A 26,026-nucleotide genomic window follows, 5' to 3' on the forward strand; every position below is an offset into this window, starting at 1 on the left:
ATATCATCCCGCAGCTGCCGCCGCGAAAGGCGTGGCCGCCGTGAAACCGGGGCGCCGACTCGTGGACCCGACGAACCCCTTGCGCTGCAGGATCGGCAGGACACCCTCGCCGAACCAGTACGCCTCCTCGAGGTGCGGATAACCGCTCAGGATGAAGTGCGTGACACCGAGGCGGGAGTATTCGATGATGCGATCCGCGACCTCGCGATGCGACCCGACCAGCGCGGTCCCGGCCCCGCCCCGCACCAGGCCGACCCCCGCCCACAGATTGGGGGTGATCTCCAGTCGTTCGGTGCTTCCCCCGTGTAGTTCGGCCATCCGTCGCTGCCCCTCGGACTCGCTGCGGGCCAGATCGGCCTGGACCCGTTCGACGTCACGCGGATCGAGCGCCGCGAGGAGGCGGTCGGCCACGGCCCAGGCTTCCTCCGAGGTGTCCCTGGTGATGACGTGGATCCGCAGACCGTAGGACAGGATCCGTCCGTGGTCGACCGCCAGGCCACGAACCCAATCCAGTTTCCTGGCTACCGCGGTCGGCGGTTCACCCCAGGTCAGGTAGGTGTCAGCGAAGCGGGCCGCCACCGGACCGGCCGCCGGCGACGAGCCTCCGAAGTAGACCGGCGGCACCGGGTCGGGGCGGTGGCCGAGGCCGGCCTGCTCGACGCGGACGTGCTCGCCGGCGAAGCTGACGGGTACATCCGATGTCCACAGCTCACGCACGACGTGCAGGAACTCCGCCGTGCGGGCGTATCGCTGTTCCTTGTCCAGGAAGTCACCGTAGGCCCGTTGCTCATGGGCCTCCCCGCCGGTGACCACGTTGAGCAACAGACGACCCCCGGAATGGCGCTGAAAAGTGGCGGCCATCTGGGCGGCCAGCATCGGACTGATCAGTCCGGGCCGCAAAGCCACCAGGAACTTCAGCGTGTCGGTCGTCTCCACCAGCATGGCGGTCGTGAGCCAGGCATCCTCGCACCACGCACCGGTGGGCGTCAGAACGGCGTCGAAGCCGTTGTCCTCGGCGGCGGCGGCAATCTGATTGAGGTAGCGCAACGTCGCGGGCCGGTCCCCGGCCATGGCTGACCCGTGCCCGCCGGCCATCAGCCCTCTCGAGTCGCCATAGGTCGGCAGAAACCAGTGAAAAGACAGCGTCATCCGGATTGTTCTCCTTACGTCCGAGCCTCCATGCTCGCCGAACTCCGGGCATCGGGCACGGGTTGGAATCGTCGTGCGCGCAATAGGCCACGGGGCTCAAATCATCCTGATCGCAAAGGTGTCGAGCCGCGTGCGGCATCTGTCACGATCTCGGCGACGCACCTACCCGGCACACCAGAGCCGACTCACGGAAGACCACAGCGAATCAATGATCGAACTGGACAACCTCACCAAGGCGTACGGCGAAGGCGCCCGGAAAACCGTGGTGCTCGACCGAATCACGTTCCGCGTCGGCACCGGAGAGACCCTCGCCGTCGTTGGTCCCAGTGGTGCCGGTAAGAGCACTCTCGCCCAGTGCGTCAACCTGCTCACGCCACCGACCTCGGGGTCCGTCGTGGTCAACGGTGAAGACCTGACCACGTTGTCGCAGCGCGGGCTGCGAACGGCGCGCCGCCGTATCGGTACCGTTTTCCAGTCCGCGGGACTACTGGAGCGCCGCACCGCAGCGGAGAATGTCGCGTTGCCTCTGGAGTACCTGGGAGTCACCGCGGCGGCCACCCGCCGGCGGGTCGGCGAACTGCTCGACCAGGTCGGCCTGTCCGAGCGTGCCGGCCACTATCCATTTCAACTGTCCGGTGGGCAACGTCAGCGGGTGGGCATTGCCCGCGCCCTCGCGCTTCGTCCGTCGGTGCTGTTGTCCGATGAGGCCACCTCCGGCCTCGATCCGGCCGCCACCGCCTCGGTGGTGGACCTGCTGGGCCGGCTGCGCGACGATCTCGACCTGTCCATCGTGTTCATCACCCACGAGATGGACACCGTCCTGCGGGTCGCCGACTCGGTCGCCAGACTGGAGCACGGCAGGATCATCGAGTCGGGCCGATTGGTGGATCTGCTGACCGACCCGGACTCCTCGCTCGGCGGAGCATTGCTGCCGGCCGCACCGGCGGCCGAAGCGCGCCCCGGCCAACGTCTCTGGCGGGTCGTCTACCGCTCTTCGGATGTGCCGCCGGACTGGATCGGTCGGGCGTCGCTGGATCTGGGTGCCGCGTTGTCGCTGCTGGGCGCGTCGGTACAGGTGGTCGACGGCACCACCGTCGGCAACGCCACCATCGGCGTCCCCGCCGAGGCCACCTCCAGGGCCGTCGACGTGCTGGCGCATTACGGGCTGTCCGCGCGCCCGCTGGACCGGTCTCCGGTGAACGGCAGCGCACTGCGGGGAGTCGCGTGAATCAGTCACTGCTCGCCGTTACCACCGTCCCAGCGAAACAGCTTCCCGGTCTTCTGCTTCCGGCACTGCTGGACACGTTGCTGATGGTCGGGATCGTGATGGCCGTCGTCGTCGCCGTCGGCGTCCCGCTCGGCGCGATCGTGCACAATCTGGCGCCCGACGGATTGTTCGAGAACCGCGGGCTGCACGTGCCGGTGAGCTGGATGGTCAGCGTCGGCCGGTCGCTGCCGTTCTTGATCCTGATGGCCGCCATCATGCCGTTCACCAGGCTCGTCACAGGTACCAACATCGGGATCGCGGCGGCGGTGGTGCCGATGTCCATCGCGGGAATCGCCTTCTTCACCCGGATCGTGGAGAACTCCCTTCGCTCCGTGCCCAACTCGGTGGTCCAGGTCGCGCGTGCATCCGGCGGTTCACGTCTGCAGGTCATCCGGTCCGCCCAGCTCAGCGAGGCTCTGCCTTCGATCCTCGGCGGGCTGACCATCAACACGATCGCGATGATCGAATACTCGGCGATCGCGGGCACCATCGGCGCGGGCGGGATCGGCTACGTCGCCGTGACGTACGGCTATCAACGGTTCGATCAGACCGTGATGCTCGCCACCATCGTGCTCCTCATTCTCACCGTCGCGGCTGTCCAGCTGATCGGCGACGCGCTCGTCCGGATCACAACCCCACACCGCCGTCCCGGTCGTCTCGCCGTGGCTGGGTCACCGCGCCGCGCAACCGCCAACTGATCGAAAGGCTCACCATGACAACGACACCCACCACCACTCAGCATGGCCAACCTGGGTTCGAACTCAGGCATCGCCGTCGCTGGATCTGGATCCTGCCTACCCTCGCGGTCATCGCGGGCGCCGCCGTGCTCATACGCTTCACGATGTTCGCCGACACCCGGTCCGCCAACGAGATTCCGGGGGCGACGCTGGTGGTCGCGACCAACGAAGGCAACGCCGCCGAACAGGCACTGATCGAGTACGTCGCCGCCGAGGTCGCTCCGCGCCACGGAATCAAGGTCGCCTTCCGTGGGCTGTCCGACAGCAACACCATCAACCGGGCCGTCAGCGACGGCGAGGTCGCGGGCACGATCTACCAACACAAGCTGTGGCTCGCGCAGGTCCTGCAGGCCAACCCCGACTTCCACGAGCAGGCCGCAACGCCGGTGTTCCGCTGGGGCTTCGGCATTTGGTCGTCCAGATATTCCGATCCCGCACAGCTGCCCCAGGGCGCCACCGTCTCGCTGTACTCGGATCCCGCCAACGAGGCTCAGGGCCTGTGGCTGCTGGAGCGGGCGGGCCTGATCACGCTCGACCCCAGCGTCGACAAGTGGTCTGCCACCCAACGCGACATCGTCGCCAATCCGAAGAACCTGCGGTTCACCCTCCTCGACTTCGCGGCCCAGTCCCGTTCGCTGCCCGATCTCGACGCGGCCGTCGGATACACCGAGTACTACCTCGCGGCCAATGTTCCACTGCGCCAGCAGATCTTCGCGCCGCCACCCCCGGACGAGTTCGCCGGCCAACTGACCGTCGGAAGTCGCTGGGCCGACGCCGACAACATCAAGAGGCTGGTCGCGGCCTTCCGCGACCCTGACGTCCAGCGATTTCTCGCCTCCGACCCCGCCGTCAAGAACGTCCTGCTGCCGCTTCAGCCGACGCGGTAGAACCCCACCGAGCTCCAAAGGAGGATTCGGCCGATGACCCGCATCATCCGCTTCAATGCCTTCGACATGAACTGTGTCGCCCACCAGTCGCCGGGGCTGTGGCGTCATCCGCGGGATCAGTCGTGGCGGTACAAGGATCTGCACTACTGGACGGAGTTGGCGAAACTCCTGGAGCGTGGCCGATTCGACGGGCTGTTCCTCGCCGATGTGCTCGGCACCTACGACGTGTTCGGCGGCAGTGACGAGGCGGCCATCCGGCAGGCCGCTCAGATCCCGGTCAACGATCCCCTACTACCCATCTCGGCGATGGCCCTGGTAACCGACCACCTGGGCTTCGGTGTCACCACGGGAACCGGGTTCGAGCACCCCTATCCCTTCGCGCGACGGATGTCGACACTGGATCACCTGACCCGCGGACGGATCGGCTGGAACGTGGTCACCGGCTACCTGCCCGCCGCCGCCCGGAACATGGGCCAGACCGATCAGCTTGCGCACGATGCGCGCTACGATCACGCCGACGAATACCTCGAGGTGCTCTACAAGCTGTGGGAAGGCTCCTGGGAGGACGGTGCCGTCGTACGCGACCGCGAGCGGGGAGTCTTCACCGAGGCCTCGAAAGTGCACCACATCGGTCACCGCGGAAAGCACTTCGCCGTGCCCGGGGTGCATCTGTGCGAGCCGTCACCGCAACGTACCCCGGTGATCTACCAGGCCGGCTCCTCGCCTCGGGGCGTGCGGTTCGCCGCCCAGAACGCCGAGGCGATCTTCACCGCTGCCCCGACCAAGGCCATACTGCGCGAGACGGTCTCGGCAATCCGCCGGGAACTCGAGCTGGCCGGGCGAGACCCGTACTCGGCGCTGATCTTCAATCTCACCACGGTGATCACCGCCGGCAGCGACGAAGAGGCGCAGGCCAAGCACGCCGAGTACCTGGCCTACGGCGACCCCGAAGGAGCACTGGTGTTCATGTCCGGGTGGATGGGAATCGACCTCGCCCGCTACGGACTCGACGAGCCGATCGGCAACGTCGACTCCAACGCCATCCTCTCCGCCGTCGCCGCGTTCCAGTCCGCCGACCCCGACGGCCGGGCCTGGGCGGTTCGCGACATCGCCGAATGGGGCGAGATCGGTGGAATGGGGCCGCGCATCGTGGGATCCGGTGTCCACGTCGCCGACACGCTTCAGCAGTGGGTCGACGAGACCGATGTCGACGGATTCAATCTCGCGTACGCGGTGAGCCCCGGAACGTTCGCCGACTTCATCGACCACGTCGTTCCCGTGCTCACCACGCGGGGCGCCTACCAATCCGCCTACACACCGGGCACTCTGCGCAACAAGCTACTCGGCCGGGGAGACCGGCTGGCAGACAGCCACCGCGGCGCGCGCTACCGCGTCGGAGGACCCGGATCGACCATCACCGACCGCCCCCCGACACCGCCGCCCTCGGCGGTGTCCACCTTCGCCCAGCCGACCCGCGCGCACTGACGACAACGCACTGACGACGACGCACTGACGACAAGGAGACAATCGTGACCACCGAAAACATCGCCGAACATGTCCAATTCGCCTACTGGGTGCCCAATGTCAGCGGCGGCCTGGTGACGAGCACGATCACTCAGCGCACGAGTTGGGATTTCGACTACAACCGTAGACTTGCCCGCACCGCCGAGAACAACGGGTTCGACTACGCACTGACGCAGGTCCGCTACATGGCCTCCTACGGCGCGGAGTATCAGCACGAGTCGACGTCGTTCAGCTTGGCGCTGCTCGGCGCCACCGAGCGACTCAAGGTGATCGCCGCCGTCCACCCCGGTCTGTGGCATCCCGCCGTGCTTGCCAAGTTCGGTGCCACCGCCGACCACCTGTCCAACGGGCGTTTCGCGATCAACGTCGTATCGGGCTGGTTCGCAGGTGAATTCACCGCGCTGGGAGAACCGTGGCTGGAGCACGACGAGCGCTATCGGCGCAGCGCTGAGTTCCTGGAGGTCATACGCAAGATCTGGACCGAGGACAACGTCGACTACGGCGGCGACTTCTATCGAATCCGGGACTTCTCCCTCAAACCCAAGCCGCTGAACACCGCCGACAGGCCCAATCCCGAACTCTTCCAGGGCGGAAACTCCTCTGCGGCTCGTCGCAACGGTGGCAGGTTCGCCGACTGGTACTTCTCCAACGGCAAAGATTTCGACGGCGTCACCGAGCAGCTGACCGACGTTCGTGGCGTCGCAAGAGAACACGGCCGGGAGGTGAAGTTCGGCCTGAACGGCTTCATCATCGCCCGCGACACCGAGAAGGAGGCTCGCGACACGCTGCGGGAGATCATCGCCAAGGCCGACCGGCCCGCCGTCGAGGGTTTTCGGGACGCTGTGCGGCAAGCCGGCGCATCGACCCGGGACCGGCGAGGCATGTGGGCCGACTCGACCTTCGACGACCTCGTCCAGTACAACGACGGGTTCCGCACCAAGCTGATCGGGACTCCCGAGCAGATCGCCGAACGCATCGTCGCCTACCGGCAACGCGGTGTCGACCTCATCCTGGCCGGCTTTCTGCACTTCCAGGAGGAGATCGAGTACTTCGGAGCGCGGGTGCTGCCGTTGGTGCGCGAGCTCGAGTCGCAGACGCGACCGGTGGCGGTGGCCTGATGACCGTCGCCGACGTCTGTCCGGTTCTCTCCGCCGAGACCGCGGTGTCCACTGCCGAGGAGCTGGCCGTGGAGTTCGCCGCCGGGGCCGCCGATCGAGACCGGCGCCGCGAACTGCCTTATCGTCAGATCGACCTGGTCGCGGCGAGTGGTCTCCTGGCGATGACCGTGCCCGCCGCTTTCGGCGGCGCGGACCTACCGCCGAGTGTCGTCGCCGACGTGGTGCGCATCCTGGCCGCCGCCGACCCCAACATCGCGCAGATCCCACACAGCCACTTCGTCTACCTGAATCTGCTCCGGCTCGCCGGAGCCCCGGAGCAGCTGAACCGCTACTTCGGCGAAGTGCTGCGGGGAGCCCGGATCGCCAACGCACAGTCCGAACGGGGCGGCGCCACGATCGCCGACATCGGTACGACACTGCGCCCCACCGAGGGGCGGTTCCGCATCGACGGGGTCAAGTACTACTGCACCGGCGCGCTGTTCGCCGACCTGCTCGCCGTGCTCACCCGACTCGATGATCCGGGCGGGGTCAGCGGCCTGCCCGCCGGGGAATATGTCGCCTTCCTGCCCGCCGACACCCCCGGTGTGCGGATCGCCGACGACTGGGACGCCCTGGGGCAGCGCACGACGGCCAGCGGCACCATCGCCTTCGACGGCGTCGCCGTCGCGCCGGACCAGCTCGTGGCCCGCTCCGCCGCGGTGAACGCACCCACCGGCTACGGTGCGTTCGCCCAGTTGCTGCACGCCGCCATCGACGCCGGGATCGCGCGGGGAGCCCTCAACGCCGCCGTCGCGTTCGTGCAGGAGCGCAGCCGACCGTGGTTCGAGGCGCAGGTGACACGCGCTGCGGACGACCCGCTGCTGATCCAGCGGATCGGTGAGCTCTCGGTGGCGCTCGGCGCCGCCGAGGCGGCGGTCGCCGTGGCGGGTTCCGCGGTCGATGCCACGATGTCCGGCGGGGCGGTGGTTCGGCCGCGCACGTCTGCGCACGCATCGATCGCGGTGGCAACCGCCAAGGTGTTGGCCGACAGGGCCGCCACCGACGTCAGCAGCGCCCTGTTCGAGGTGTGCGGGACCAGAAGTGCGGCGCCGGAGGCAAACCTCGATCACTTCTGGCGCAATGCCCGGACACACACCCTGCACGATCCGATCCGATGGAAGTACCAGCACATCGGGCGCGCGGTGCTGCACGGCACACCGCCGCCCCTGCACGGCGTCATCTGATCCCTGAACGGGCGGATCACCGCCGGACCGGCAAGTGCCTCCCACGGTCGAACGCAATTCCCGTCAGTGGCGCCCCGACCCGCGTCGGCGGTGTCATAGTTGACCGGTGAGTCCCGTCCCGCCCGCGACCGCACCCACACGCGTGCGGTCGCGGGCGGGTCACATCGCGTTCATCGGGGGCTCGTTGCTGGCGGTGCTGACCATCGGGTGGTTCTCCCTGGTGACCCAGCCGGCGGCGCTGACCACCTCGGCATGGTGGCCCGCGGCCGGTGTCGCGCTGGGGCTGGGCCTGCGGTATCCGCGGCGCTACGTGTGGCCGCTGGCCACCGCCGTCGCCGTCATCACCATCGTGATCGCCGTCTGGGCCGGACGCGGCGCGCCGTTGTCGGCACTGCTGTCGCTGTCCACGGCGATCGAGATGATCATCGGGACGGTGATCCTGCGGGGCCGACGCGACGTGCTGCCGTCACTGGCCGCCCCACGCGACATCGTTCGGCTGCTGCTGGCGATCGCCGTGGCTTCGGTCGTCTACGCCCTGCTCTCGTCCGGGGCCGCCCTGGCCGTCGGCGACCCGGCCGGCGCCTGGACCCGGCTGGTCACCGCGGCACCCAAACACGGCGCCGGGATGATTCTGCTGGCGCCGCTGTTCATGCACCTTCCGCGGCGGCCGCGGCAGGCCGGCACGGTCGAGACACTCCTGCAGATCACCGCTTCGCTGGCGGTCGCCGTGTTCGTGTTCGTGATCAACGGCCGACTCCCGCTGGCCTTCCTGCCCTTCGTCCCCCTGGTGTGGGCGGCCACCAGACTTTCGACGCGGCTGCTGCTGGTCCAGATGCTGGCCATCGCGGTGATCGCCTCCTACGGCAGCGCCTACGGCGGCGGGCCGTTCGCCTTCCCACGGCTCAACCCGGAGACCGGCAGCATCGTCCTGCAGATCTTCGAACTGTCGATGGTCATCGTGTTCCTCGCGCTCTCGCTGTCGATGGGACACGAGCGCGACACCGCCCAGCGGCTGCACGACAGCCAGGACCTGTTCCGCAAGATCTTCGACAACTCGGTGGCGGGAAAGCTGATCATCCGCAGGCAGGACGACGGCTGGTACGTCCTGCGCAGCAATCCCTCCGCGGCGGCCATCCTGCCGGAGCTCAACGAGGGGAAGGTCCGTCTTCGCGACCTGCTCGGTGAGCGGGCCGCGCAGGCCGTCTGCACCGAGGCCAACGACCTCACCGACACCAACGCCCTGGTCACCGTCACCACCGGCCGGGGGCGGATCCTCTACATCAGCATCACCCTCATCTCCCGTCCGGGCCAGGACCGGGTCCTCGCGCTGCAGTTCCACGACATCACCGAAGCGGCCCGGGCACGCCGTCTCGAGCAGGAGGAACTGGAGCGGGCCGCGGAGATGGCCCGCGCCCTGCTGCCCTGGGAGATTCCCCACGCCCCCGGGTGGAGCGCGGCCGCGCTCTCGGTGCCGGCCAGCCAGGTGGGCGGGGACTTCTAAGACCTGCGGATCAGCGACTCCCTCGCGGTTCTCAGCCTGGGGGACGTGATGGGCAAGGGCGTGGCGGCGGGCATGCTGGCGGCGGCGGCCAGGGCCGCACTTCGCGCCAATACCCCCGAGATGAGCCCGGCCGAGGCGGTGGCGAAGGCGGCCGGGGTGCTCGAGGGCGATCTGCACCGCAGCAGCGCGTTCGTCACACTGGCCTATCTGCAGGTGGACCTGGCCTCGGGCGAGTACGGCTACACCGACGCCGGCCACGGCCTGCACTTCATCGTCCGCGGCTGCGGCACGCGGGTTGAGCGTGTCGCGTCCGAGGACATGCCGATGGGGTTGGGGCACGGATGGCAGGAGATGCGCGGCACTCTGGAGCCCGGCGACGCGGTGCTGCTGGTCAGTGACGGCGTGATGGACCTGTGGGGAGGCAGCGTCGAGCAGCTGCACGACGCGGTCTCGGCGTGTGTGCGTCAGCACTGCGGCGATCCGCAGGCGGTCCTGGATGCGTTGTGCGGCAACGCCGACGGTGCCGTCGAGCGCGACGACGTCACCGCGGTGGTGCTCGGGCGGAATCCCTTGGCGAGCAGGGTCAACGGCAATTCTCACGAGGCCGGTCGGGAGGCCGGCGGCCATGAGGCCGTCGGCATGGCGTGACCACCCGGCGACGGCCGGTCGCCGCTACCGGGTGGCCTGTTTGTAGATGGTGGTGATGCTGCCGTTGTCCGGGTCGAACAGTGCCGGGTCGACGACATCCCAGCCGCCCAGATCCGCGATGGTCCACAGTGTGCGCGGCGCCGGGAACCGCTCGGCGAACCGCTCGGCCACCGACGGGTCGACCGGCCGGAACCCGGCCTCGGCCCACAGCCGCTGCGCCTGCGGTGTGAAGAGGAAGTTCTTCAACGCGGTGGCCTGCTTCTGATGCCTGCTCGTGGTGAGCACCGCGACCGGGTTCTCGATCCGCACCGTCTGCGCCGGGATGACGTGCTGCACCGGCTTGCCTTGGCGCTCAACGTCGATGGCCTCGTTCTCGTAGCTCAACAACACGTCGCCGGTGCCCCGCAGGAACTCCTCGGTGGCCTCCCGCGCCGACGCGGGGCGGGTCTTGATGTGCGCGCCGACCAGCTTGGCCACGTAGTCCAGTCCCGCCTGCGGGTTCGCGCCACCATCGCTCTTGGCGGCGTAGGGCGCCAGCAGGTTCCACTTGGCCGACCCGGAGCTCAGCGGGCTGGGTGAGACCACCTCCAGGCCCGGCCGCAGCAGGTCGTCCCAGTCCCTGATGTTCTTCGGGTTGCCCGCGCGGACGACGAGGACGACCACCGACCCGAACGGGACACCGCGGGTGACCCCGGCGTCCCAGTCGGCGGCGACCTTCTCGGCGCGGACCAGACGGGTGATGTCGGGTTCGGCGGACAGGTTCACCAGGTCGGCGGGTTTGCCGTCGACAACGGCGCGGGACTGCTGCGCGGAGGCGCCGTAGGAGGCGGTGACGGCCACCCCCTCGCCCGCGGCAGTGGCCTCGAACGCGGGGATGATCGCGCTCCAGCCCGGCTCGGGCACCGCGTAGGCCACCAGGGCCAGCCTGGTGTCCACCGCGGGGCCGTCGGCCTCCCCGCCGCCGCAGGCGGACAGCACCGCCGCGAGCAGGATCACAGCCGCCGCCAGTCGGCCAGCACCGGTCAACGCGTCAGCAGCCACATCACCACGACGAGCACCAGCAACAACACCAGCGCCAGGGTCACCCGGGAGCGGGGCATCTTGTTCACGAGCGCACCCCACCGGCCCCGCGCCGCCCGAGCACGCGGTTGAACAACCGAATCGTCATGCCCAGCAACACGTCCAGCAGCAGCGCCAGCCCCCAGGCCAGCAGCAGCACCACCGGCATCACCACGACGGTCTGCGCCACGAAACCCAGGCCCGAAAGCCACAGTTCGACGCCGTCCCACCAGCTCAGCACCCCGTCCATTGCCTACACCCTACGATCATGGAGTGGCCGAACCCAGAACGGGGCAACCGGCGGTCGAAACGGGCACCACCTGCCTGATCGCCGGCGGCGGTCCCGCAGGCATGATGCTCGGGCTGCTGCTGGCACGCGCCGGTGTCGACGTGACCGTCATGGAGAAGCACGCCGACTTCCTGCGCGATTTCCGCGGGGACACCGTGCACGCCAGTACGCTGCGGCTTCTCGACGAGCTGGGCCTGGCCGAGACCTTCGAGAAGATCCCGCACCGCCTCATCGACAGCGTCGTGCTGAACGTCCAGGGCACCGCGGTGTCGCTGGACCTCGACCACCTGCCCGGCGCGCACCGGCACATCGCCCTGGTGCCCCAGTGGGACTTTCTGGAGATGCTCGCCGACGCCGCCGAGGCCGAACCGAGTTTCACGCTGTTGCGCAGCACCGAGGTGCTCGGCCCGCTCTACGAGGGCGGCTGCGTGGCCGGTGTGCGCTACCGCGACGCCACGGGCACCGAGCGACGGATGCGGGCACTGCTGACGGTCGCCTGCGACGGACGCTCGTCGACGCTGCGCGACGCCGCCGGGCTGTCCCCGCGGCGGTTCGGCACCCCCATCGACGTGGAGTGGTTCCGGTTGCCCCGCGGCGAGGGCGACCCGTCCGGGCTCAACGGCAAGTTCGAGGACGGCCACGGCGTGGCGATCATCGACCGCGGCGACTACTACCAGATCGCCTACCTCATCGAGAAGGGCGGCGACGCGGGCATGCGCGCCGAGGGCATCGACTCGCTGCGCCGGCAGCTGGCCCGGCTGGTGCCGTGGCTGGCCGGGCGGGTCGACCACCTGGAATCGTTCGACGACGTCAAGCTGCTCGACGTCCAACTGAACCGGCTGCGCCGGTGGTCGGTGTGCGGGATGCTGCTCATCGGTGACGCCGCCCACGCGATGTCTCCGGTGGGCGGTGTGGGCATCAACCTCGCGGTGGCCGACGCCGTGGCCGCCGCGCGGATCCTGGCCGGGCCGCTGAAGTCGGGCCGGGTCACCGAACGCCACCTGATGGCGGTGCAGGTGCGCCGCTGGGTGCCGGCGGCGCTGATTCAACGGGTGCAACGTTTCGTCCACGACCGGGTCCTGGTGGCGGCCCTGGCCGGCGACCGCCCACCGGCGGCCATGGGGGTGGTCAACCGGATTTCGGCGTTGCGCAGGGTGATCGCCTACGGGGTGGCCATCGGCCCGCTTCCCGAGCACGTCCCCGACTACGCCCGCCGCTGATCTCGACACGGCAACAGCCCGGGCCCACGCCGCGCCACGAGTAGACGGCGACGGTGTCGGCGACCCATGATGGGCGAATGACGACAGACGCCGACGACCGGCCCGCCGTCCAGCTGGCCGGGCCCGGGGAGTCCCCACCGTCGCTCGCGGCCACCGCACCGGTCACCTACGCGCCCTCCGGGCCGCTGCTGCGCAACCCGTTCCCGCCGATCGCCGACTACGGTTTCCTCTCCGACTGCGAGACCACCTGTCTGGTGTCCTCCAGCGGATCGGTGGAGTGGCTGTGCGTGCCGCGCCCCGACTCGCCCAGCGTCTTCGGTGCGCTGCTGGACCGCGGCGCCGGGCACTTCCGGATCGGCCCGTACGGCGTCTCGGTGCCCGCCGCGCGCCGCTACCTGCCCGGCAGCCTGATCCTGGAGACCACCTGGCAGACCCACACCGGCTGGCTGATCGTGCGGGAGGCGCTGGTGATGGGCCCGTGGCACGACATCGACTCGCGGTCGCGCACCCACCGGCGCACCCCGATGGACTGGGACGCCGAACACATCCTGCTGCGCACGGTGCGCTGCGTGAGCGGCACCGTCGAACTGGTGATGAACTGCGAACCCTCCTTCGACTACCACCGCGTCCCGGCCACCTGGGAGTACTCGGCGCAGGCCTACGGCGAGGCCATCGCGCGGGCCAGCCGCAACCCCGACGCGCACCCCACACTGCGGCTGACCACCAACCTGCGGCTGGGCCTGGAGGGTCACGAGGCGCGCGCCCGGACGCGGCTGACCGAGGGCGACAACGTCTTCGTGGCGCTGAACTGGTCCAAGCATCCGGCGCCGCAGACCTACGAGGAAGCCGCCGACAAGATGTGGAAGACCAGCGAATGCTGGCGCCAGTGGATCAACATCGGCGACTTCCCCGATCACCCGTGGCGCTCCTACCTCCAGCGCAGCGCGCTGACGCTGAAGGGGCTGACCTATTCCCCGACCGGGGCCCTGCTGGCCGCCAGCACCACCTCGCTGCCGGAGACCCCGCACGGGGAACGCAACTGGGACTACCGCTACGCCTGGGTCCGCGACTCGACGTTCGCGCTGTGGGGCCTCTACACACTGGGCCTGGACCGCGAGGCCGACGACTTCTTCGCCTTCATCGCCGACGTGTCCGGCGCCAACAACGGTGAACGGCACCCGCTGCAGGTGATGTACGGCGTCGGCGGCGAACGCAGCCTCGTCGAGGAGGAACTCAACCACCTCTCCGGCTACGACGGCGCCCGGCCGGTGCGCATCGGCAACGGCGCCTACAACCAGATGCAGCACGACATCTGGGGCACCATGCTCGACTCGGTGTATCTGCACGCCAAGTCCCGCGAGCAGATCCCCGAGACGTTGTGGCCGGTGTTGAAGAACCAGGTCGAGGAGGCCCTCAAACACTGGCGCGAACCCGATCGCGGCATCTGGGAGGTGCGCGGCGAACCGCAGCACTTCACCTCCAGCAAGATCATGTGCTGGGTGGCGCTGGACCGCGGCTCCAAGCTGGCCGAGCTGCAGGGCGAGAAGAGCTACGCCCAGCAGTGGCGCGCGGCCGCCGAGGAGATCAAGGCCGACATCCTCAAGAACGGCGTCGACGCCCGCGGAGTGCTCACCCAGCGCTACGGCGACGACGCGCTGGACGCCTCCCTGCTGCTGGCGGTGCTGACACGGTTCCTGCCGCCCGACGACCCGCGGATCCGCGCGACGGTGATGGCGATCGCCGACGAGCTCACCGAGGACGGCCTGGTGCTGCGCTACCGGGTGGAGGAGACCGACGACGGGCTCGCCGGCGAGGAGGGCACCTTCACCATCTGTTCGTTCTGGCTGGTCTCGGCGCTGGTCGAGATCGGCGAGATCCACCGGGCCCGGCACCTGTGCGAGCGGCTGCTGTCCTTTGCCAGCCCGCTGCACCTCTACGCCGAGGAGATCGAGGCGCGCACCGGACGCCACCTGGGCAACTTCCCGCAGGCGTTCACCCACCTGGCGCTGATCAACGCCGTCGTGCACGTCATCCGCGCGGAGGACGAGGCCGACAGCTCGGGGGTTTTCCAGCCCGCCAACGCCCCGATGTGACGGGCCCTTCGACGGCGCGCCGAGGCTGCACGTTGTGACACCCCGCCCTGGGGTTTCGCGTCACAAGTTGCAGTGTCGGCATCAGTCGATCTGCACGGCGGTCGCGGCCTCCGGTTCCGCCGCCGGCGTGCACATGATCAAGTAGCCCAGCAGCTCGCCGTCCTCGGTTCTGACCGCGCGGAGCATGATCAGGGCACGCACCCCGCCGGGTGTCGTTTCCTCCAGTGCGGGAAAGGGTTCGCCGAGCAGGTCGATCGCGCGTAGCTCGGCGAACGTCGCGGGGGTGACGGCCATCAGTTCCCAGATGTGCCGGCCGGTGGCGACGGCGTCGCGGGGGGCCATCATCTGCGCGAACGCGGGACTGGCCGCCACCACCGTGCCGCTGGGATCGACGAAGGCGATCGGTGTCTTGTCCGTCCGGTAGCGCTCCGACAACTGGCGGGTGCGGGTTTCGGGGGACATCGGCGTCGCGGGGGCGACGCTGACCCGCGACGAGGGATCCTTCCCCAGCAGCTGCGCCACCTCGGCCGCCGGGGAGGGCCGGCCGAACAGGTAACCCTGCGCGAGCCTGCAGCCCATCCGCCTGAGCAACTCGGCTTGGGCCGGGCTCTCGACGCCCTCGGCCACCACGGCCTGGCCCAGGCTGTGCCCCAGGCCGATCACCGCCGCCACGATCTTGCGGCTCTGCCGGTGCTCGGTCATGGCCAGCACGAAGCTCGCGTCGATCTTGATCTTGGAGAAGGGCAGGGTGCTGAGCCAGGTCAGGCTCGAATAGCCGGTGCCGAAATCGTCCATGGCGATCATGCAGCCCAGATTCAGCAGCCGCTCCAGCGTTCGCCGCGATTCGGTCAGGTCGTCGATGAACCCCGACTCCGTCACCTCGATGTGGACGCGGCTCAGCGGGAAGGCAAACTCGCTTGCCGCCCTGGCGACCCTGGCCGCCAACTGCTCGTCATGCAGTTGGGTGGGAGAGACATTGAATCCGAGGAACAGGTTGTGCGGCCACGTGCGGGCGGCCACGAATGCGGTGCACATCAGGTGGTCCAGCAGCCGATCGAGCAGGCCGAAACGGTCTGCGATCGGGATGAACCGGGCCGGGTCGACCTGCCCGTGCACGGGGTCCGACCAGCGGGCGAGGACCTCCAGACCCAGGATGTGCCCGTCGTCCAGGGACACGATCGGCTGGAAGAACGGGCGCACCGCGCCGTCGTCCAACGCGGCCGACAGGTCTCGCGCGAGACGCTCGTCAGCACTCAACGCCCCGGCTCCCCTCCTGGCCCGCCCGGCGACGGCCACCGAATGACAACGAACGTTACCGGGCGTGTCGGTCAGCGGCCAGCAAATCGGCCGGCACACCGAGACGGGTCGGGCCGCGCACCCGCGGCGGCGGCTATTCGATGCGCTCGGCGATGCTGCGGGCCAGGTCGGCCGCCTCGGGGCCCGCGGGGCTGCCGCACGTCGCGGCCTCGACCACATAGCTCGACACCGCGGTCAGGGCGTGCCGGCACTGCCACCCACCGCTGTCGGTCTGGCTGGCGGTCTGGCTGACGATGCCGTCGGCCACCGTGATGCCCTCCAACCGCCAGCTGAAGTCGGACTCGCCGTCGGTGACCACCACCTCCTCGCCGATGCAGTTGGTCCACTGCTGCACGGAGGACTGATAGAAATCGCTGGCGCGCTCACGGGATTCGAAGGCCACGATGGTCTGCTCGGCCCAGTGCGCGCTGTTGGCCTCCGGCTCGGCGAACACCTGATCGACGACATCGGTCCAACCGGTGCCGTCGTAGACCGACTCCGCCCCGTTGAGCAGGGCGCCCAGGCACTCCGGTCGGGTGGTGGCGGTGTACTCGTCGGCCATCGCGTTGGCCGCCCCGACCAGGGTCATCCCGGTGGCGTTCAGGATGCGGTTGACCTCGGCGGCGTCGAGCAGATAAGCCGTGAGCGGGCTGTCGATCTTCTCCGGCTGCACCGGCACGCTGGTCTGATCGGCCGTCCTGGTGACGCTGACCGAGCCGTCGGTGGTCCGCGCGCAACCGGCCAGGACCGCCAGCACCGCCAGTCCGGCCACCACCCACAGTGCCCGTGTCGTCTGTGTCGTCCGTGACGTCCCTGTCACCGTCGTGGTCCTGCTCACCGTCGCCCGCCGGGTCACTTCTTGGAGGACTTGTCCCCGCCCGCGTCGGTGGACAACGCGGCGACGAACGCTTCCTGGGGCACGTCGACGCGGCCGATCGTCTTCATCCGCTTCTTGCCCTCCTTCTGCTTCTCCAGCAGCTTGCGCTTGCGGGTGATGTCGCCGCCGTAGCACTTGGACAGCACGTCCTTGCGGATCGCGCGGATGTTCTCCCGCGCGATGATCTTCGAGCCGATCGCGGCCTGCACCGGCACCTCGAACTGCTGGCGCGGGATGAGCTCCTTGAGCTTGGTGGTCATCCGGTGCCCGTACTCGGCGGCCGCGTCCTTGTGCACGATCGCGCTGAACGCGTCGACGGCCTCGCCCTGCAGCAGGATGTCGACCTTGACCAGCTGGGCTTCCTGTTCCCCGGCCTCCTCGTAGTCGAGGCTGGCGTAGCCGCGGGTGCGTGACTTCAGCGAATCGAAGAAGTCGAAGATGATCTCGCCGAGCGGCAGGGTGTAGCGCAGCTCGACCCGTTCCGGGGACAGGTAGTCCATGCCGCCGAGTTCGCCGCGCCGCGACTGGCACAGCTCCATGATGGTGCCGATGAACTCGCTGGGCGCGATCACCGTGGTCTTGACCACCGGCTCGAACACCGTGCCGATCTTGCCGTCGGGCCAGTCCGAGGGGTTGGTCACCGTCAGTTCGGTGCCGTCGTCCTTGATCACCCGGTACACGACGTTGGGCGAGGTGGAGATCAGGTCGAGATTGAATTCCCGCTCCAGGCGTTCGCGGGTGATCTCCATGTGCAGCAGCCCCAGGAACCCGCACCGGAAGCCGAACCCCAACGCCACCGACGTCTCGGGCTCGTAGGTCAACGCGGCATCGTTGAGCTGCAGTTTGTCCAGCGCGTCGCGCAGGTCCGGATAGTCCGACCCGTCCACGGGATACAGGCCCGAGTACACCATCGGCTTCGGTTCGCGGTACCCGGTGAGCGCCTGCTCGGCTCCGTGGCGGGCGGTGGTGACGGTGTCACCGACCTTCGACTGCCGGACGTCCTTGACCCCGGTGATCAGGTAGCCCACCTCGCCGACGCCGAGGCCCTCGGTGGCCTTCGGTTCCGGTGAGACGATGCCGACCTCGAGCAGCTCGTGGGTGGCGCCGGTGGACATCATCTTGATCCGCTCGCGGGGCACGATCTTGCCGTCGACGACCCGGACGTAGGTCACCACGCCGCGGTAGATGTCGTAGACCGAGTCGAAGATCATCGCCCGCGCCGGGGCCTCGGCGTCGCCCTGCGGTGGCGGGACCTGGCGGACCACCTCGTCGAGCAGCTCGGCGACACCGGCGCCGGTCTTGCCCGACACCCGCAGCACGTCGGAGGGTTCGCACCCGATGATGTGGGCGATCTCCTCGGCGTAGCGGTCCGGGTCGGCGGCGGGCAGGTCGATCTTGTTCAGGACCGGGATGATCACCAGGTCGCGGTCCAGCGCCAGGTAGAGATTGGCCAGGGTCTGCGCCTCGATGCCCTGGGCGGCGTCGACCAGCAGCACCGCGCCCTCGCAGGCCTCCAGCGCGCGGGACACCTCGTAGGTGAAGTCCACGTGGCCCGGGGTGTCGATGAGATGCAGGACGTACTGTTCCTCACCGCCGGGGCCCGTGACCGTCCAGGGCAGCCGGACGTTCTGGGCCTTAATGGTGATGCCGCGTTCGCGCTCGATGTCCATCCGGTCGAGGTACTGGGCGCGCATGGACCGCTCGTCGACCACACCGGTCAGCTGCAGCATCCGGTCGGCCAGCGTCGACTTGCCGTGGTCGATGTGGGCGATGATGCAGAAGTTCCGAATCTGCGCCGGCGCGGTGAAGGTCTTGTCGGCGAAACTGCTGATGGGAATCTCCTGGCGGACAGGGCGCGGGGCGCCGTCAAACATCCCTGGTGGGCCCGTCCAGAGTATCGACCGGGCGCCCCCAGACCACAATCGTGCGGCAATCCAGCGCCCATCCCGGCTCCCGCCGCACCCCCGCGGGCTCGCCTATGCTGGCCTCCATGACGTCGCAGTGGCGGACGTTTCAGAAGTTCGCGAAGAACGCCGAGGGCTTTGTGAGGACCCAGGTGGTCACCCAGGGCCCGAAGGTCCTGCGCCAGCTCCAGAACCCGCAGGCCATGCAGCGCACGATCCAGCACAACCTGCAGCAGGGGCTGCAGCAGGGCCTTCAGCAGGGGATCAGGATCGGACTTGAGGTCATCGCCGCCAACACCGCACCGCAACGGGTCGCGATCACCGCGGGACGCCCGGTGACCGACAACAGCGCGCCCACCGCCCACCGGGCCCGCCGAATCGCCTACTCCCCCGACCTGGACGGCCGCGCGGACCCCGGCGAGATCGTGTGGACCTGGGTGGTCTACGAGGACGACCCCACCCGCGGCAAGGACCGCCCCGTGCTGGTCGTGGGCCGCGACCGGCAGACCCTGCTGGGCCTGATGCTCTCCAGCCAGCAGTACCACAGCGACGACGCGGACTGGATCGCCATCGGGACGGGCCCGTGGGACTACGAGGGCCGGCCCAGTTGGGTGCGCCTGGACCGGGTACTCGACGTTCCCGAGGAGGGCATCCGCCGCGAAGGGGCCATCCTGGAGCGCTCGACGTTCGACGTGGTGGCCGCGCGGCTGCGCACCGAGTACTCCTGGAGCTGACGCACCGGGCCGGAGCAACGCCATCGACGGCCGGGAGATCCCTGCAATGGGAGAACGCTCATTGGCGCTGTCGAGCCGCTGCCGGGAACCCGTGCCGGTGGGCGCATGCGGTCACGATCAGGGCCGGCAACACCAGCGCCAGGACGGCCCAGGGCAGTGCGCCCGGGCCCGCGGCGCTGAGCAGGACCCCACCGGCAACTCCTCCCCCCGCGATGCCGATGTTCCAGCAGGTCACCACCAACGACTGCGCGACGTCACCCGCCTGTCCCGCGGCTTCGGCCGACGCGGTCTGCAGTAGCGTGGCCGCCCCACCGAATGCCAGGCCCCAGACACCCGCTGCGAGGTACACGCTCCAGGTTTGACCCCCGAAGACCCCGAAGACACCGGCCGCCAGGGCGAACAGTGTGCAGCTCAGGATCATCATCGACCGTAGGCGGCCTTCGATGAATGCTCCGGTGAGCCAGATGCTCATCAGCGACATCACGCCGAATACCAGCAGCACGGAGTCGACCCGCTCGGCCAGCCCGATCGGGGCCAGGAATGGGGCGATATAGGTGTAGAGGATGTTGTGTGCGAATACGAAGGTGAGTGTCACGACAAGCACCGCGGCCACGCCCGGTATCCGGATGGCGCGGTGCACGGGCAGTCGATCGCTGCGCGTCGTACCGGGAAAGCGGGGCACGGTGGCGATGATCGCGACGATCAGAGCCGCCGTGAGCAGGGTCATGATCCCGAACGTGTAGCGCCACCCCACAAGGTTGGCCAGGTAGGTGCCCGCCGGTACTCCGATCGACAGCGCGACCGGGGTACCGGCCATGGCGATCGCCATGGCCCTGCCCCGCAATTGTGGGGTGACCATGCGCCGGGCGTAGCCGGCCAGCAGTGCCCACAGCAGGCCGGCAACGACACCGGCGACCAACCGCGCACCCATCGTGAGCACGTAGCTGGGCGAGACCGCCGTCACGGTGTTGGCGACACAGAAGCCCCCCACCGCGATCAACAACAGCCGGCGGCGGGGCCAGCCGATCGTCAGCGCGGTCAACGGGACGGCGGCCAGGGCCGATCCCAGCGCATACACCGTCACCGTCTGGCCTGCCGCGGACTCGGTGACACCCAGATCGCGGCTCATGGCGGGCAGAATCCCCGCCGGAAGAGCTTCCGTCATGATCGTGATGAATCCCGCCGTGCCCAACGCGAGGAGACCCGCAAGCGGGAGCCGTTCGGATCCAGATTCCGCGTTCGGCGTTTGCTGTGCTTGTGTCACGTCGCTAGCATCGATCGTTGACGTTAACGTCAAGGTCAAGGCGGCGACGCGGTGCGGGAAGTGAGGTCGATCACGGTGAGAATCGGGAAACTCGCCGAGCTGACCAACACCTCGACGCGGGCACTGCGCTACTACGAGACGGAAGGTCTCCTTGTGCCGCACCGGATGCCGAACGGGTACCGGGAGTACGACGACTACCTGGTCGATCGAGTCATCCAAATCCGCGGTCTACTCGACGCCGGCCTGCCGACCCGCATCATCAAGCAGATCCTGCCCTGCCTCGACAAGCCCCGGACGATCCACTTCACCGACGCCACTCCGGAAATGCTCACGACGCTGGAGCGCGAGCGCGACCGGATGACCACGCGCATCGAGGTCCTGGCCCGCAACCGCGACGCCATCGACAACTATCTCGAAGCGGTCCGCAAACTGGCGTGACCCCGGCAACTGCCCGGCGCGACCGCTCTTGCGCTATCCGCCCAACACCGGCCACAGCACACCGGCGCCCAGCCCGACCAGCAGGCTGGCCGCGGCCGCGGACACGGCCACCGCGGCGGACCAGCGCCGCACCGTGAAGCCCGGCTCGGCGCCGTCGCGCTGGTAGCAGGGCACGATCCAGCGCAGGTAGTAGAACAGGCTGATCAGCGTGTTGACGAAGACGACGACCGCCAGCCAGGCCGCCCCGCCGTCCCAGGCCGCGGTCGCCGTCATCAGCTTGCCGACGAACACCCCGGTGGGCGGCGTGCCCAGCAGCCCGAGCAGCGCGACCACCAGCGCGCCCGCCAACCACGGACGGGCCCGCGACAGACCCCGGTAGTCGCCGAGATCGCGCAGGCCGGGCAGCGCCGTCGACACCGCGAACGCCGCGGTGTTGGTCACGGTGTAGGCGGTCAGGTACAGCAGCAACGCCGGCAGTGCCAGGTCGCTGCGTCCCAACACCGCGACCGGCACCAGCAGGTAGCCGACCTGGCTGACCGTCGACCAGCCCAGCAGCCGCCGCGGGTCGCGCTGCCAGAAAGCCGCCAGGTTGCCCAGGGTCATCCCGGCCACGGCCAGCACCGCGATCAGCAGCGGCCAGCCGACGGTGTCGGGCATCGCCGAGACCAGCCGGTACAGCGCCACCAGGGCGCCGATCTTGGGGACGGTGGTGGCGAACAGCGCGGCGGTACCGGTGGCGCCCTGCGCCGCGTCGGGCACCCAGAAATGCGCGGGCACACCGCCGGCCTTGAACAGCACACCCCCGAGCACCCCGATCAGGCCGGCCGCCACGGCCGGGGCAGGCGCCGCGGCCAGCCCGTCGGACAACGCGGGATACCAGCTGGTGCCTGCGAGCGCGTACAGGATGCTCACCCCGGCCAGCAGCACGATCCCGAACAGCGCACCGATCAGATAGGTCTTCATGGCCGCCTCGGCGGCCCCGGCGGTGCGGGCCAGCCCCACCAGCGCGTAAAGCGGAATGCTGGCCAGCAGGTACCCGGTGGCGAGTACCAGCAGGTCGGCGGCGCCGGCCATCACCAGCACGCCGGTGGCGGTGAACAGCATCAGGGCGTAGGTTTCGCTCTCGCGGTCCGACCCGGCGATCTCCCCGCCGGCCACCCCCAACGCCAGCAGCGTGCCGACCGCGGTGAGGATGCGCACCACCCCGGTGGCGGTGTCCACGGCGAAGGTGTCGCCGAAGGCCGCGCCCGCCGAACCGGCCAGCTGAACTCCCCCGAGCACCCCGGCGGCGGTGGCGGCCGCGGCGGCGGCCACCCGCCCGCACCACTGCCGGCGCCGCGGCAGGAACGAGCCGCCGATCAGAACGGCCAGCCCGGCCCCGAAGAACAGCATCTCGGGGACCATCGAGGACAGGTTCATCGCGGGGTGCGGGGTCACCGGCTACCTCCCGACGAGGCCGATGAGCGCGTCGGAGGCCGGCTCGATGGTGTCGAGGAGAACGCGCGGGAACAGGCCGATGACCGTCGCGAGCACCAGCAGCGCGCTCACCGGCACGTTCTCGACGGCGCGGATGTCGGTGAAGCCGGTCGACAGGCCCCGCGGCGCACCGGTGAACACCCTCTGCAGCGCGCGCAGGAACAGTGCCGCGGTGATGACGATGCCCGGCAACGCGATCGCGGTGACCGGCGCGGCGGCGATCGCCCCGGTGAAGATCTGGAACTCGGCGATGAAACCGGAGAAACCCGGCAGGCCCAGCGACGCGAACGCCGCGACCGCGAACAACGCCGCCAGCCGCGGCGCCGAGGCGGCCAGGCCGCCGTAGTCGCCCATCCGGTAACTGCCGGCGCGGGACCGGAACACGCCGGCCAGCAGGAACAACGCACCGGTGATCAGCCCGTGGCTGACCATCTGGGTGACCGCGCCGGTGACCGCCAGCGACCGCGCCTCGGCGGCCCCGGCGGCCACCAGCCCGGCCGCGCCGACGGCCAGCACGATGTACCCCATGTGGTTGATCGAGGTGTAGGCGATCATGCGCTTGAGGTCGTCCTGGGCCAACGCGACCAGCGCCCCGTAGAGCACCGACACCACCCCCACCGCGATGATCACCCAGGCCCAGTCCCGCCAGGACTGCGGCAACATCGGCATGGCGATCCGGACGAACCCGTAGGTGCCCATCTTCAGCAGCACCCCGGCCAGCACCGCCGAGCCGATCGCCGGTGCGTCGGTGTGTGCCGGCGGAAGCCAGGTGTGGAAGGGCACCGTGGGCGTCTTGACGGCCAGCCCGACGACGATGGCGGCCAGCACCAGCCCGCCGGCCAGCGGCCTGCCGGACAGCGGAGCGGCCCGGGCCAGTTCGACCATGTCGAAGGTGTGCGGTTGCGCGGCGATGTAGAGCCCGATGAATCCGACCAGCAGCGCCAGCGACCCCAGGAAGGTGTACAGGAAGAACTTCAGCGCCGAACGCCCCGCGTCACCCGGCTTCTCCCCGTGGCCCCAGCCGACGATCACGAAGTACATCGCCACGATCGACAGGTCGAAGAAGACGAAGAACAGGATCAGGTCGGCCGCCACGAACAGCCCGAGGCTGACCGTCTGCAGGAACAGGAACAGCGCCGCGCGTTGCGGGGTCCGTTCGTCGTCGCGCAGCGCGTAGACCGCACAGGCCAGGAAGATCACCGCCGTCAGCGCCACCAGCGGCAGCGACAGTCCGTCGACACCGATGTGGTAGCTGCTGTTCACCCCGGGAATCCACGGGGCCTGCTCGTCGAAGGCCAGCTGTCCCGGCGCGGGCGCGTCGTAGCGCAGCCAGACCGCCACCACCAGGGCCAGATCGACCGCGCAGGCCAGCACCCACAACCACCGGGCCAGCCGGTCGCTACGGCCGGCGAGCACCGCCACGGCCGCCACCAACGGCAGGAACACGATCACGCTGAGCATGCTCACCTCACCACCACGAGCAGCAGGACACCGGCGGCCAGCGCCACCACGGCCGCCATGTAGTAGCGGTGCAGTTGCCCGCCCTGGGCGGTGCGCGCCCACGCGCCCAGCCGCCGGGTGCCGGCGGCCAGCCCGTCGACGACCGCATCCACCCCGCGGCGGTCCACGATCGAGGCCGCCGCGGCCAGCCGCAGGGTGCCGTCGGCCACGGACTGCACACCGCGGTCGAGCACCCGGTCGTCGAACCGGGCCAGGCCGCGCGCCAGGGCCATCGTCGGCGCCACCACCGCGGCCCCGGTGATGCGCCCCAGCCCCAGCCAGTCCAGCGCCCACCGGGGTTCGGGCACGCCCCAACGCAGGACCGCCAGCACGACGACGGCCGTCAGCAGCGCCGAACCGGCCAGTTCGGCGACCCCGGCGTGCACACCCGGGCCGCCGTCGAGCGCGCGGCTCAGCACGCCGGCCAGCGGCGGCAGGGCCAGTACCCCGCCCAGTGCGGCGCCGGCGGCGAGCACCACCAGCGGCAGCTGCTCGTAGACCGTCGGGGCCGCAGGACTGCGCGGCTCCCCCTCGGCCCCGGCCACGGGAACGTCGCGGCGCCAGATCGTGGCGAGGATCTTCGCCGAGTAGGCCGCCGAGAGGGCGGTGGCGGCCAGCCCGGCGACGTAAAGCCACCGCGAGTGATCCAGCGCCGCGGCCAGCACCGCATCCTTGGTGGCCCACAGCGGCAGCGGCGCGACGCCGGCCAGCGCCAGCGCCGACACGCTGGCGCTCACCCCGATCACCGGCCAGACCCGGGCGGCCCCGCGCAGGTCGGCGATCCGTTTGGTGCCCAGCAGCGTCAGCCAGGCTCCCGCCGCCAGGAACAGCCCCGCCTTGGTGCAGGCGTGCGCCACCAGCTGCGCGGCGCCGCCGCTGATGGAGCCGACCGCCGCGGCGACGACCACGAACCCCAGTTGCGCGGCCGTCGAGGCGGCCAGCAGCTGTTTGAGATCACGCTGGGTGACGGCCACCGCGCCGAGCAGCACCGCCGTGGCCATCCCGATCCACGCCGCCGCCGTGGCCGCCCAGCCGGTGACGGTGAACACCGGGGCGGTGCGCAACAGCAGGTAGGCGCCCATGGCGACCATCGCCGCCGAGTGCAGCAGCGCACTGACCGGACTGGGCCCGTGCATCGCCCGGGACAACCAGAACGAGAACGGCAGCTGTGCGGCCTTGCCGAGGGCCGCCACGAGCAACCCGGCCGCCAGGACGTGCCGCCAGCCGGGGCTGGCCGCGGCCAGGTCGGACAGGGCAAGCCCGGCGCCGCCGGCCAGCGCGGCCCCCGCGGCCAGGTAGAGCCCCAGGTCGGCGCTGCGGGTGGTGACGAAGGCGGTCAGCCCGGCCGACACGCGTTCGTCGTCGCCCCACCGGTAGCCGATCAGCGCGTAGGAGGCCGCGCCCATCAGCTCCCAGGCCAGCAGCAGCGTGGGCAGCGTGGTGGCCGTGGCCGTGATCAGGGCCGCGGAGGCGAACAGCAGCATCATCCCGTGGAAGCGCCCGCCCGTCACCTCCGGATCGCCGGTGGCGAAGACCAGCACCAGCAGCGTGACCGCGGCGACCACCGGCACGACCGTGGCGGCCAGCGTGTCGACCCGCAGGCCGAAGTCGGCGCCGGCGACGAAGGCGACCCCCACGGCCGGGCGCAGCACCGCCGCCGCCGTAGCCAGGGCCGCCGTGGCCGCGGCGACCGCAACCGAGACCGCCGCGGCCACCCGGTCCACGGTGTCGCTGTACAGCCGCGCCAGCAGCAGCGCCGAGCCGGCGGCGGCCGGCAACGCCACCAGCGACCACAGCACCAGCTGGGCGGGAGTCGTCATCG

At 69.8% G+C, this 26,026-nt stretch carries 22 protein-coding genes; 12 read left to right on the plus strand and 10 right to left on the minus strand.

The annotated features are described in order from the left end of the window. Nucleotides 1-3: 3 nt before the first annotated feature. Nucleotides 4-1,149, minus strand: a complete 1,146-nt coding sequence (locus CSR00_RS15375) for an LLM class flavin-dependent oxidoreductase (protein ID WP_099023284.1) — start codon at nt 1,147-1,149, stop codon at nt 4-6. Between the two features lie 208 nt (nt 1,150-1,357). Between CSR00_RS15375 and CSR00_RS15380 the strand changes: the two genes are divergently transcribed. From CSR00_RS15380 to CSR00_RS31270, 8 genes are all read left to right on the plus strand, one after another. Further along, nucleotides 1,358-2,377, plus strand: a complete 1,020-nt coding sequence (locus CSR00_RS15380; protein ID WP_099023285.1) for a methionine ABC transporter ATP-binding protein — start codon at nt 1,358-1,360, stop codon at nt 2,375-2,377. Nucleotides 2,378-2,469: 92 nt separating this feature from the next. Beyond that, the gene (locus tag CSR00_RS15385; RefSeq protein ID WP_407662452.1) at nt 2,470-3,114 is read left to right on the plus strand and encodes a methionine ABC transporter permease; all 645 of its coding nucleotides are present in this window, start codon (nt 2,470-2,472) and stop codon (nt 3,112-3,114) included. Nucleotides 3,115-3,128: 14 nt separating this feature from the next. Continuing rightward, nucleotides 3,129-4,040: a MetQ/NlpA family ABC transporter substrate-binding protein gene (locus tag CSR00_RS15390; protein ID WP_099023287.1), complete on the plus strand. Its 912-nt coding sequence runs from the start codon at nt 3,129-3,131 to the stop codon at nt 4,038-4,040. A gap of 33 nt (nt 4,041-4,073) precedes the next feature. Next, nucleotides 4,074-5,525, plus strand: coding sequence for an LLM class flavin-dependent oxidoreductase (locus CSR00_RS15395; protein WP_099023288.1), 1,452 nt, complete (start codon nt 4,074-4,076; stop codon nt 5,523-5,525). A 44-nt stretch (nt 5,526-5,569) separates the two neighbouring features. After that, nucleotides 5,570-6,682, plus strand: coding sequence for a dimethylsulfone monooxygenase SfnG (gene sfnG / locus CSR00_RS15400; RefSeq protein WP_099023289.1), 1,113 nt, complete (start codon nt 5,570-5,572; stop codon nt 6,680-6,682). Beyond that, nucleotides 6,682-7,905: an SfnB family sulfur acquisition oxidoreductase gene (locus tag CSR00_RS15405; protein WP_099023290.1), complete on the plus strand. Its 1,224-nt coding sequence runs from the start codon at nt 6,682-6,684 to the stop codon at nt 7,903-7,905. Before sfnG ends, CSR00_RS15405 begins: the two co-directional genes overlap by 1 nt. Nucleotides 7,906-8,011: 106 nt before the next feature. After that, a complete protein-coding gene (locus CSR00_RS15410) occupies nt 8,012-9,406 on the plus strand; it encodes an MASE1 domain-containing protein (RefSeq protein WP_245906066.1) in 1,395 nt (464 codons plus the stop codon). Between the two features lie 36 nt (nt 9,407-9,442). After that, nucleotides 9,443-10,054, plus strand: coding sequence for a PP2C family protein-serine/threonine phosphatase (locus tag CSR00_RS31270; RefSeq protein ID WP_281259723.1), 612 nt, complete (start codon nt 9,443-9,445; stop codon nt 10,052-10,054). Nucleotides 10,055-10,078: 24 nt separating this feature from the next. Here CSR00_RS31270 and CSR00_RS15415 read toward each other — a convergent pair whose 3' ends face one another. Both CSR00_RS15415 and CSR00_RS15420 read right to left on the minus strand, forming a co-directional pair. Further along, nucleotides 10,079-11,080 (minus strand): sulfate ABC transporter substrate-binding protein, encoded by a 1,002-nt coding sequence (locus CSR00_RS15415; RefSeq protein ID WP_407662453.1) that lies wholly within the window; start codon nt 11,078-11,080, stop codon nt 10,079-10,081. 79 nt (nt 11,081-11,159) lie between these two features. Next, complete coding sequence (locus tag CSR00_RS15420) at nt 11,160-11,363, minus strand: hypothetical protein (RefSeq protein WP_099023292.1); 204 nt, start codon at nt 11,361-11,363, stop codon at nt 11,160-11,162. A 101-nt stretch (nt 11,364-11,464) separates the two neighbouring features. On the opposite strand from CSR00_RS15420, the gene CSR00_RS15425 reads away from it, so the two are divergent. Both CSR00_RS15425 and CSR00_RS15430 read left to right on the plus strand, forming a co-directional pair. Next, on the plus strand, nt 11,465-12,622 hold the full coding sequence (locus CSR00_RS15425) for an FAD-dependent oxidoreductase (protein WP_099023319.1): 1,158 nt from the start codon (nt 11,465-11,467) through the stop codon (nt 12,620-12,622). A gap of 77 nt (nt 12,623-12,699) precedes the next feature. Then, a complete protein-coding gene (locus CSR00_RS15430) occupies nt 12,700-14,715 on the plus strand; it encodes a glycoside hydrolase family 15 protein (protein WP_099023293.1) in 2,016 nt (671 codons plus the stop codon). Between the two features lie 81 nt (nt 14,716-14,796). Here the strand turns inward: CSR00_RS15430 and CSR00_RS15435 are convergent, their stop codons facing one another. The 3 genes from CSR00_RS15435 to lepA all read right to left on the minus strand — a co-directional run bounded on the left by CSR00_RS15435 (nt 14,797) and on the right by lepA (nt 18,762). Beyond that, the gene (locus CSR00_RS15435) at nt 14,797-15,972 is read right to left on the minus strand and encodes a sensor domain-containing phosphodiesterase (protein ID WP_176562078.1); all 1,176 of its coding nucleotides are present in this window, start codon (nt 15,970-15,972) and stop codon (nt 14,797-14,799) included. Nucleotides 15,973-16,105: 133 nt separating this feature from the next. After that, nucleotides 16,106-16,831 carry a sensor domain-containing protein gene (locus CSR00_RS15440; RefSeq protein WP_176562079.1) on the minus strand — a complete coding sequence of 242 codons (726 nt, stop codon included), beginning with the start codon at nt 16,829-16,831 and terminating at the stop codon, nt 16,106-16,108. A gap of 32 nt (nt 16,832-16,863) precedes the next feature. Continuing rightward, entirely contained in the window at nt 16,864-18,762 is a 1,899-nt protein-coding gene (lepA, locus tag CSR00_RS15445; RefSeq protein ID WP_099023296.1) for a translation elongation factor 4, read from the minus strand. Nucleotides 18,763-18,878: 116 nt separating this feature from the next. On the opposite strand from lepA, the gene CSR00_RS15450 reads away from it, so the two are divergent. Then, nucleotides 18,879-19,526 (plus strand): type II toxin-antitoxin system PemK/MazF family toxin, encoded by a 648-nt coding sequence (locus tag CSR00_RS15450; protein WP_245906068.1) that lies wholly within the window; start codon nt 18,879-18,881, stop codon nt 19,524-19,526. Nucleotides 19,527-19,584: 58 nt separating this feature from the next. On the opposite strand, the gene CSR00_RS15455 is transcribed toward CSR00_RS15450, so the two are convergent. Beyond that, entirely contained in the window at nt 19,585-20,952 is a 1,368-nt protein-coding gene (locus CSR00_RS15455; protein WP_328514716.1) for an MFS transporter, read from the minus strand. Here CSR00_RS15455 and CSR00_RS15460 point away from each other — a divergent pair. Continuing rightward, complete coding sequence (locus tag CSR00_RS15460; RefSeq protein ID WP_099023320.1) at nt 20,866-21,228, plus strand: MerR family transcriptional regulator; 363 nt, start codon at nt 20,866-20,868, stop codon at nt 21,226-21,228. The two genes, CSR00_RS15455 and CSR00_RS15460, sit on opposite strands and share 87 nt — an antisense overlap. 33 nt (nt 21,229-21,261) lie before the next feature. Here CSR00_RS15460 and CSR00_RS15465 read toward each other — a convergent pair whose 3' ends face one another. The 3 genes from CSR00_RS15465 to CSR00_RS15475 are packed head-to-tail and all read right to left on the minus strand — an operon-like array spanning nt 21,262 to nt 26,024. Then, nucleotides 21,262-22,647: an NADH-quinone oxidoreductase subunit N gene (locus CSR00_RS15465; RefSeq protein ID WP_099023299.1), complete on the minus strand. Its 1,386-nt coding sequence runs from the start codon at nt 22,645-22,647 to the stop codon at nt 21,262-21,264. 21 nt (nt 22,648-22,668) lie between these two features. After that, a complete protein-coding gene (locus CSR00_RS15470; RefSeq protein WP_099023300.1) occupies nt 22,669-24,165 on the minus strand; it encodes a complex I subunit 4 family protein in 1,497 nt (498 codons plus the stop codon). 2 nt (nt 24,166-24,167) lie between these two features. Next, entirely contained in the window at nt 24,168-26,024 is a 1,857-nt protein-coding gene (locus tag CSR00_RS15475) for a proton-conducting transporter transmembrane domain-containing protein (protein WP_099023321.1), read from the minus strand. Between the last annotated feature and the right edge of the window lie 2 nt (nt 26,025-26,026).

The organism is Mycolicibacterium palauense (assembly GCF_002592005.1).
GTDB classification, from domain to species: domain Bacteria; phylum Actinomycetota; class Actinomycetes; order Mycobacteriales; family Mycobacteriaceae; genus Mycobacterium; species Mycobacterium palauense.